Source organism: Nocardioides sp. R-C-SC26 (assembly GCF_021246465.1).
Lineage (GTDB): Bacteria > Actinomycetota > Actinomycetes > Propionibacteriales > Nocardioidaceae > Nocardioides.
The window spans coordinates 101,742-110,636 of record NZ_JAHRHK010000008.1 but is presented as its reverse complement, the minus strand read 5'-3'; the positions used below and the strand labels follow the sequence as shown (position 1 = coordinate 110,636).

Sequence of the window (8,895 nt, the reverse complement as noted above, 5' to 3'; positions counted from 1 at the left end):
CCCCCCCCTGCGCGCCCCCCCGGCGGGGGAGGGTGCCGGCGGAGATCGCGCCTGCCGCGGCCAGGACGACCCACAGCGGGAGCCCGTCGCCCTCGGCGGCGTAGCCGCCGGTGAGCAGCGCCAGGAAGATGACGCCCATCGTCTTCTGAGCGTCCTGCAGGCCGTGGCCCAGCGCCATCGCCGCGGCGGAGACCGTCTGCATCATCCGGAAGCCGCGCTGTGCCTTGTGCGGGTTCGCGCGACGGAAGATCCACATGAACGAGAGCATCACCGCGAAGGCGGCGGCGAACCCGAAGAGCGGCGAGACCACCATCGGGATCAGGACCTTCTGCACGATCTTGTCCCAGTCGACCGATGCCGAGCCGCCGATCGCGGCGCCCACCAGGCCACCGATCAGGGCGTGGGAGGACGAGGACGGCAGCCCGAACCACCAGGTGATCAGGTTCCAGGTGATGGCGCCGATCAGGCCCGCCATCACGATGATCAGCCCGTGATCGGTCTGGGGTGGTGAGATCACGTCCTGGACGGTCTTGGCCACCTCCTGGCCCAGCAGAGCCCCGATGAAGTTCATCACCGCGGCGAGGATCAGCGCGATGCGCGGGGTGAGTGCGCGGGTGGAGACCGACGTCGCGATCGCGTTCGCCGCGTCGTGGAAGCCGTTGGTGTAGTCGAAGACGAGCGCGATCACCACGACGGCGATCACGATCGCCAGGGTCAGAGACACGTGTCAGCTTTCCTTGACGGCGATCTGCTCGACCGTGTTGGCCACCTTCTCGAACGCGTCGACAGCCGCCTCGAGCGACTCCACGACGTCCTTGAGCTTGAGCACCTCGATGGTCTTGAACTCACCGGAGAAGAGCTTGGCCAGCGTGCGGCGGTGGTTGCGGTCGCCGGCGTTCTCGAGGCGGTTGATCTCGATCCAGTACTCCTCGAGCGACTGCATCGACTGGAGCTTCGGCATGGCCGCGGCGGTCAGCTCGGCGCACTGCTGGAGCACCTCGACCTGCTGTGCGAGCTCCGGCGGCATGCTCGTGACCTCGTAGAGCAGGATCAGGTCGACGGCCTCGTCCATCAGGTCCATGACGTCGTCGAGCCCCGAGGCGAGGGAGTAGATGTCCTCGCGATCGAAGGGTGTGACGAACGTGCTGTTCACCCGCCGGATGATCGCGTGCGTCGTTTCGTCGGCATCGTGCTCGGCGGCGCGCATACGCGTTGCGACGTCTTCACGGTTGGCGTTGTCGGCGAGCATCTCTGCCAGGAGCGAGGCCCCGACGATCAGATGCTGGGCTGACTCGGTGAAGAGGTCGTAGAACGCCGTATCGACCGGACGGAACCGCAGTCCCACGTGAACTCCTGGAGAAGGCCGGATGAGGGAGAGGCAAACGACCTCAGGGTAGGGGGTGCGCGCCGTCCATGTGCAAGTCAGGCCACTTTCACCGCTCGCACGGCCACCGGTTCCGCGGCGCGACCGACCCGCTGCCGTCCCCTCCTAGGCCCCTGATCCGGTCCGGGTCGGGCGATCACCGGGCATGGGCGGACGTCGTCGGCCACCAGGCTTTCTCGCTCGGGGGGCCGTCGGACCCGCTGACCCGTCGGTCGCGGGGCGTCGTCAGCGGCGGCGCCGCTGCCGCTCGATCAGGGCCTCCTGCAGGTGCACCTCTGCATCGTTGCGCGTCCACGCGCCGTCACTGCCGAGGGTCCACGCGTTCGTGGTCGGTGCCCAGGCAAGGTCGAGCAGGTCGCGGATCGCGGCGATCGATCGCTCGTCGGGCAGGCGGACCAGTACCTCCACCCGGCGGTCGAGGTTGCGGTGCATCATGTCGGCCGATCCGATCCAGGCGGTGGGATCGCCGTCGTTCTCGAACCAGAACACCCGGCTGTGCTCGAGGAAGCGTCCCAGGACCGAACGCACCTCGATGTTATCCGAGAGCCCCGGGACACCGGGGCGCAGGGAACAGATGCCGCGGACCAGCACCCGGACGGGAACGCCCGCCTGTGAGGCCAGGTAGAGCGCGTCGATGACCGCCTCGTCGACCAGGCTGTTGGCCTTGAGGTGGATCCCCGCAGGCCGGCCGGCACGGTGGTTCTCGATCTCGGCGTAGATCTGGGCCAGCAGGCCCGAGCGCACCGAGTCGGGGGCGACGAGGAGCTGGGCGTACTCGGCATTGCGCGACCAACCGGAGAGGTGGTTGAAGAGCTGCGCGACGTCCTCGCCGATGGCCTCGTCGGTCGTGATGAGGCCGAGGTCCTCATACATCCGCGAGGTCTTCGGGTTGTAGTTGCCGGTTCCGATGTGGGTGTAGCGGCGGATGCCGCCGTGCTGCTCGCCCTCGTCGCGCACCACGAGCGCGAGCTTGCAGTGGGTCTTGAGCCCGACCAGGCCGTAGACGACGTGACAACCGGCCTGCTCGAGCTTGCGGGCCCAGCGGATGTTGGCGTGCTCGTCGAATCGGGCCTTGATCTCCACGATCACCAGCACCTGCTTGCCGGCCTCGGCAGCGTCGATGAGGGCGTCGATGATGGGCGAGTCGCCCGAGGTGCGGTAGAGGGTCTGCTTGATCGCGAGCACGTGTGGGTCGGCAGCGGCCTGTTCGATGAACCGCTGCACCGACGTGGCGAAGGAGTCGTAGGGGTGGTGCAGCAGCACGTTGCGCCGTCGCGCGGCCTTGAAGACGTCGACCGGTGCGGCTGATTCGACCTCGGCCAGCAGCGAGTGCGTGGTCGGCACGAACGCCGGATACTTCAGCTCCTCACGGCTGAGGTCGGCGATCGAGTGCAGGCCGCGCAGGTCGAGAGGGCCGGTCAGTCGGAAGACCTCCTCCGGGGCGATGCCGAGCTCGGAGACCAACAGGTCGAGCACGGCATCGGAGATCGACTCCTCGACCTCCAGACGCACGGGAGGGCCGAAGCGACGGCGCAGCAGCTCCTTCTCGAGTGCGGCGAGGAGGTTCTCCGCGTCGTCCTCCTCGACCTCGAGGTCCTCGTTGCGGGTGACCCGGAACGTGTGCGCCTCGACGATCTTCATGCCCGGGAAGAGCTTCTTCAGGTGCGCTGCGATGACGTCCTCGAGCGGCACGAAGCGGGACCCGCCGAGCGGGACGAACCGGTCGAAGATCGGGGGGACCTTGACGCGCGCGAAGCGCTCCTTGTCGTTCTTGGGGTCGCGCAGCACGACGGCGAGGTTGAGCGAGAGGCCCGAGATGTAGGGGAAGGGGTGGGCCGGGTCGACGGCCAACGGCGTCAGGACGGGCAGCACCCGCTCCTTGAACAGTCGCTTGCAGGTGCGCTGCTCCTCGGCGTCGAGGTCGTCCCACCGCACCAGCTCGATGCCCTCGGAGACCAGCGCCGGCACGATCTGGTCGCGGAAGAGCGCAGCCTGACGCTGGCTCAGCTCGCCGGTGACGTGCCAGATCTGCTCGAGCACCTCACGCGGCATCAGGCCGGACGCCGCGCGCACCGCGAGGCCGGTGGCAATCCGTCGCTTGAGGCCGGCCACCCTCACCATGAAGAACTCGTCGAGGTTGCTGGTGAAGATCGCCAGGAACCGTGCTCGCTCCAACAACGGCAGCGACTCGTCCTCGGCGAGCTCGAGGACGCGCTGGTTGAACCGGAGCCAGGAGAGTTCGCGGTCCAGGAACCTGTCGTCGAAGGCCTCCACGGAGGCGACGAGTTCGGCATCGGGCTCGTAGGGCGCCTCGACGTCGTAGGCGTCGTCCGGCGTGGCACCGGCAGACTCGTCGTGGTCGGGCACGATCTCCACGCTCATGCTGCGAGTGTGGCACCGCCGGGTGAACGGCCGGTGTCCACGACGAGGGCCCTCCTACAGCCGTTCGGGACGCAGCGCCGAGCGGGGGCCGACCTCGGTGGCGTGGACGTCGTGGCACGCGTCGGGTGGCGCTGGTTACCGTTCGGTACGTGACTCTCGTGCACCGGATCGAAGCTCGTACCCTCGCGGCAGCCCTGGCCCTGCCCGAGCGCGTCCAGGCCAGGATCGCCGGACGTCCGTTGGTGCTGGACGGGCAGACGCTGGCGCCCGAGACGCAGTTGATGCTGCGCTTGCAGCGCGTCTCGCGGATGCCCGGAGCGGAGAGCCTCGCGTTCCCGGCCGCGCGCGACCTCATCGACCGACAGGCCGCGATGACGGGGGGCCGCCAGCCCATCGGCGCCGTTCGCGATCTCGAGGCTGCCGGGCTGCCGGCCCGCCTCTACACGCCGTCGAGTCTGCGTGGGCGCGACGACGAGACGGCACCGCTGCTGGTCTTCTTCCACGGAGGCGGCTTCATGTACGGGGGGCTGGACTCCCACGATGCGCCGTGCCGCGTGCTCGCCGAGCGCGGCCAGGTGCGGGTGATGGCCATCGACTACCGCCTGGCGCCCGAGCATCCCTTCCCTGCGGCCCATGACGATGTCGTCGCGGCCTACGAGTGGGCGGTCGAGAACGCCGCCGCGCTGGGTGCCGATCGGTTCGCCGTCGGCGGCGACTCCGCAGGGGGCAACCTCGCCGCCCACGTCGCCATCCACGCGGCGCGCGCCGGGCTCCCGTTGGACTTCCAGCTGCTGGTCTACCCGATCACCGACGTCGGCGGTGGCACGCGTAGTCGCGAACTGTTCGGGGAGGGTCTCTACCTCACCACCGGCTTCATCGGCCTGGCCGACGCCTCGTACCGCGCTCCGGCCGAAGACCCCCGGATCTCGGTGCTGGTGGCCGATCTGCCCGAGGGGCTGGCGCCGGCCTACGTCGCCACGGCCGGCTTCGACCCGCTGCGCGACGAGGGTGAGGCCTACGCCCGCCGCCTGAGCGAGGCAGGGGTGACGGTGGAGCTGCGTCGCTACTCCGACCAGATCCACGGGTTCTTCAACATCGTCGGCGTCGGACGGCGCTCGCCTGCCGCCGTCGGAGAGATCGCCGACGCCCTCCGTACGGGCCTGCGCAAGCACGGCGGCTGAGTCGACCGACCCCGGCGGTCGGATAGGCGCCTCGCTCCTCCACCACCGGCCGGGTGGGTTCAGACGTCCGAGCGGTGCTGACGCAGCTGCGTCATGAACTGTTCGGGGTCGACCACGGAGGCGTCCACCTCGATCGGGTCGAGCACGCCACGCTCGAAGCGGACCTGCCAGTCGGGGTCACCCGGGCGGCCGGTGACGGCGATCCGCATCGACTGGTTGCGCAGATCGAGCCGGCGCGTCTGGTCGCCCTGCGTCACGGTGAGGAAGCCGTCGGTGATCGTGACCTCGACGGGGATCTCCCGTCGCGCGTACGCCGCGATGCCCAGGGCGCCGCCGCCGACCAGGAGGAGCAGCGGCAGCGCGGAGAACAGACCGTCGACCGCGGCCAGCAGCAGTCCGAGCCCGGCGCACCCGACGGCTGCGACGGTCAGGGTCTGGGTGAGTGCTTCCCGGGCGTCCCGGGTCTGCGCCGCCCGGGCCGCGCCGCCACCGGAGCTGGTGGCGAAGAGGCCCAGGGTCGTGTCGGCGGCGTCGCGGGCCGGCCGAGCCGTCGACTCGGCGAGCTCGATCCGGGCGGCGGCGAGCTCGTCGGCGAGCTGCTCGGCGATGGCCTCGGCTTCGAGCAGTCGCGCGGTCAGGCTGTCGCGCTCGGCCCGCAGCGCCGCCACCGTCGTGGCGTCGTCCGGCCCGGGGCCGGTCGCGGGATCGATCACCGGGTCGGTCACAGAGACGGGACCCAGTGGCGCAGTGCGCGCGTGAACTCGTGCGGGTCGACGAGCCGGGCGGCGATGGTCAACGGCTCCCGGCCTCGGCGCAGCACCCGTACCTCCCAGTCGCGATCGCCGGGCTGGCCGGCCATCTCGACCTGGAGCTGCGGGTCATCGAGGTCGAAGCGGTGCTCGCTGTCGTGCTGGATCACCAGCAGCCTGCCGTCGGCGGTGATCGCGACCGCGCCGGCCGCGCCGATGCGTCGGAACGCGAAGAGCGCCGCGAGCAGGGCGAGGACCGCCAACGCCACGGCCCCGGCCGCGGCGTCCTTCAGGGTGCCGGTGATCGCGAGCGCGATCATCCCGACCGCGCAGAGGACCGAGATCGCGGCGGCCACGATGCCGGGCCACCCGCGCCGCACGGACTCATACGTCGCGTTCTCGGCGCGGGCAGCGTCGGCCAGCGCGCGCTCGACGCGCAGCACCGGTTCGTTGGCGGGGGGACGGGCAGTCTCAGTCGAGTTGCTACCCGACCTGACGGCGGCCAGCTCGCTGTCCTCGGCCGGGTCGGCGTCCTCGGCGTCCTCGGCGTTCGCGCCGTTCTCGGCGTCCGGCGCGACGTCGTCCAACGCGACGTCGTCCGGCTCGGGGTCGAGGTCGAGGGGCTCGTGCTCGGCGAAGATCTCCATCTGGGCGTCGGGGTCGCTCTCCGGCTCCTCGTCGCTCTCCGGGGTCTCCATCACGACCGGCTCGGTGTCGGGCGCCTTCTCGTCGTCGCCCGGTGTCGTCGCAGTGCCGTCGCCGGCCGGAGCGGCTCCGGAGGTGGGTGCGGGATCGGCGAGCGGCGCCGTCGTCGCGCCGTTCTCGCGGAAGGCGGGGGTGTGGCGTGTGGCTGCGGCCGCGATCTCCGCGAGCTGCTGTCCAAGGACCGAGGCCTCGTGCTGGGCGTCGTCGCGGGACCGGGCGAGCTCGGCGGCGACCTCCTCCAGCTCGGCGATCCGGGCCTGCAGCTCGGTCACCGTGGTCAACGCGGCTTCGGTCGCGGCGCGCGCATCCTCGGCCTGCTGAGCCGCTTCGGCGGCGGTGGCCTCGGCTTCGAGAGCGAGCTCGCGCTGACGGCGTTCGGCCTCGTCGGCGGCGCTCCGTGCTGCTTCGGCCTCCTCGGCGCGACGGCGCTGCTCCTCGGCCTCCCGCGCGGCCTCCTCGCGCGCCAGCTCGGCGGTCCGGGCGGCTTCGGCCTGCTCGGCGGCGACGGTGTCGGCGACCACGGCGCGCGCCTCGGCCGCGGCGACCGCGCGGTTGGCGCGACGCAGGGCGTCGTGCTGCTCGCGTGCGGCGGCTGCCGCGCGGTCGAGGTCATCGGCGGCTCGGGCGGCCAACGACGACGCGTTCGTCTCGCTCGGGCCGGGGTTCTCCGGCGCCGCCTCGGCTACCACCGCGTCCGTCTCCGACGTCGCGTCCGGCTCGTCAGCGGTCGGGCTCACGGCATCGTCCGACTCCCGGGCCTCCTCGTCGGTCGCGGAGATGGCGTCGTCGCCCGCGGAGGGCTCCTCCGGGACCCCCACGCCCTGACCGGTGTAGGCGGCCACCCGGGCGATGATGTCCTCGACCGGGTCGGCGTCGGCCCGCGCGACGGCCTCCGCGACCATCTGCGCCGACGGCGTCGGTGACGCCTCGGGTGCGTCGGGCGCGTCGGGACCGGTCGGAGCGTCGTCCTCGGAGGTCGATGACGGCGTGGCGGGCGACGCGGTGGCGTCGCGCGGCTCGACGTCCGGCTCGGAGCTCATGCGCGGGATCGTACCGACTGCGGCCGGGCCCGGCTCGGCCCGCGCCCCCGCGCCCGTCGTCGAGGATCGAGCGACCGCCGCCGGGCACGAGCCGGGTGGGCCGGAGGCGTCGTGGGCCCCGGCGTCATGATCAGGCGAGAGCCGCCGCAGGGGCCGTGTACTGGACGTGGGTGTCCCGGGGAGCGTGGGTGAAGCCGAGCTTGTCGCGGTAGACGCGCACCGCGGCGACGTTGTCGGACTCCACGTAGAGCAGCACGTCCCGGGTCCCCCCGGCGGCGAGGTGCTCGAGACCCGCTGCGGTCATCAGCGTGCCGAGCCCGCGGCCGTGCTCGGCCGGATCCACCGCGACGACGTAGACCTCGCCGACGTCGGTGCTGTGACGCTTGGTCCAGTGGAAGGCGAGCATGACGCCGTCGTCGGTGCGTCGCGACGCCGCCCCGGCATCGGGCCCGGCGCCGGTGTCGATGGCCACGAGGAGCCCGGCGGGATCGAACCAGGGTTCGGCCATGCGGTCCGCGAGGTCCCGGGCATCCATCGAGCCCTGCTCGGGGTGGTGGGAGAACGCACCGGCGTTGACGGTCAGCAGAGCGTCGCGGTCGCTCTCGCGGTAGCCACGGATCGTGATCCCCGCCGGTGCCGACCCGGGGGCGCCGGTCTCGGGCGCGATCGGACGGCGCATCACCCAGAGATCGCGGGTGCGGGTCCAACCGTGCTGCGCGGCCAGACGAGCGGCGCCCGGATGCCCGCCGTGGGACCAGGCACGGTCGGCGAAGGGCGCGGCGGCAGTGGCGAGGTCCGCGCCGAGCCCCTCGCGTCGGGCCGTGGGGGCGACGGCGAGCACGAGCTCTCCGGCGATGACGAGCGCGAACCCGTCCGGTTCGGTCCAGGCGCGAGTGCGTGCCAGCCCATGGTGCTTGAGGTGCAGGGCCGCGGCCTCGTCGAACGGATCGACGCCGTCGCCGTCGAGGCAGGCTCGTCGGACGCGCTCGACGGCGTCGAGGGTGTGGTCTGGGGTGGTCATCGCGACAGTGCTCGTCCCTCGTCTGGGCGCGGTGTCAGTAGACCAGGGCCTGGACGCCGTCGCGGAGCACCAGCTCGGTGAAGGCGACAGCGCCGGCGATGTGGGCGGGCGCCAGCAGGTCGGCGTCAGTGAGGTCGCGCCGGGCGGCGCACTGGGAGCAGACGCGCACGTCGCCGCCGTCGAGCACGCTGCGGATCAGGTCGCTGGCGGGCGCGGCATGAGGCAGCCGGAGATCCGGCACGCGATCCCGCACGGCGAACCACACCGCCTCGCCCGTCAGCCACAGCGAGACCTGTGCCCCGGCAGCGATCCCGGCCGCGGCGACGGTCAGCGCCTGATTGGCGCGCTCGGCGGCCTCGGCCCCGCAGGTCAGTTTGATCGCCAGGGTCCTGGTCACGGAGTCACCCTACGGTCGGGCGTGCCCACCGTGACC

The 8,895-nt window shown here is 71.8% G+C and carries 8 protein-coding genes; 1 reads left to right on the top strand and 7 read right to left on the bottom strand.

Annotated elements, in window-relative coordinates; all coding sequences use genetic code 11:
- The 3 genes from KSO97_RS09515 to KSO97_RS09505 all read right to left on the bottom strand — a co-directional run.
- On the bottom strand, positions 1–718 hold a 718-nt coding region (locus KSO97_RS09515; RefSeq protein WP_232678335.1), incomplete at its 3' end, for an inorganic phosphate transporter.
- Between the two features lie 9 nt (positions 719–727).
- A complete protein-coding gene (locus KSO97_RS09510; RefSeq protein WP_232678248.1) occupies positions 728–1,345 on the bottom strand; it encodes a DUF47 domain-containing protein in 618 nt (205 codons plus the stop codon).
- Between the two features lie 264 nt (positions 1,346–1,609).
- Entirely contained in the window at positions 1,610–3,766 is a 2,157-nt protein-coding gene (locus tag KSO97_RS09505) for an RNA degradosome polyphosphate kinase (protein ID WP_232678247.1), read from the bottom strand.
- A 149-nt stretch (positions 3,767–3,915) separates the two neighbouring features.
- Here KSO97_RS09505 and KSO97_RS09500 point away from each other — a divergent pair, with 149 nt between their 5' ends.
- Entirely contained in the window at positions 3,916–4,947 is a 1,032-nt protein-coding gene (locus tag KSO97_RS09500) for an alpha/beta hydrolase (RefSeq protein WP_232678246.1), read from the top strand.
- Between the two features lie 59 nt (positions 4,948–5,006).
- Here KSO97_RS09500 and KSO97_RS09495 read toward each other — a convergent pair whose 3' ends face one another.
- The 4 genes from KSO97_RS09495 to KSO97_RS09480 form a co-directional block, all read right to left on the bottom strand.
- Positions 5,007–5,672, bottom strand: coding sequence for a hypothetical protein (locus KSO97_RS09495; protein WP_232678245.1), 666 nt, complete (start codon positions 5,670–5,672; stop codon positions 5,007–5,009).
- Positions 5,669–7,441: a hypothetical protein gene (locus KSO97_RS09490; RefSeq protein WP_232678244.1), complete on the bottom strand. Its 1,773-nt coding sequence runs from the start codon at positions 7,439–7,441 to the stop codon at positions 5,669–5,671. Before KSO97_RS09490 ends, KSO97_RS09495 begins: the two co-directional genes overlap by 4 nt.
- 130 nt (positions 7,442–7,571) lie before the next feature.
- Positions 7,572–8,462: a mycothiol synthase gene (gene mshD / locus KSO97_RS09485; RefSeq protein WP_232678243.1), complete on the bottom strand. Its 891-nt coding sequence runs from the start codon at positions 8,460–8,462 to the stop codon at positions 7,572–7,574.
- 34 nt (positions 8,463–8,496) lie between these two features.
- Positions 8,497–8,859, bottom strand: coding sequence for a DsrE family protein (locus KSO97_RS09480; RefSeq protein ID WP_232678241.1), 363 nt, complete (start codon positions 8,857–8,859; stop codon positions 8,497–8,499).
- Between the last annotated feature and the right edge of the window lie 36 nt (positions 8,860–8,895).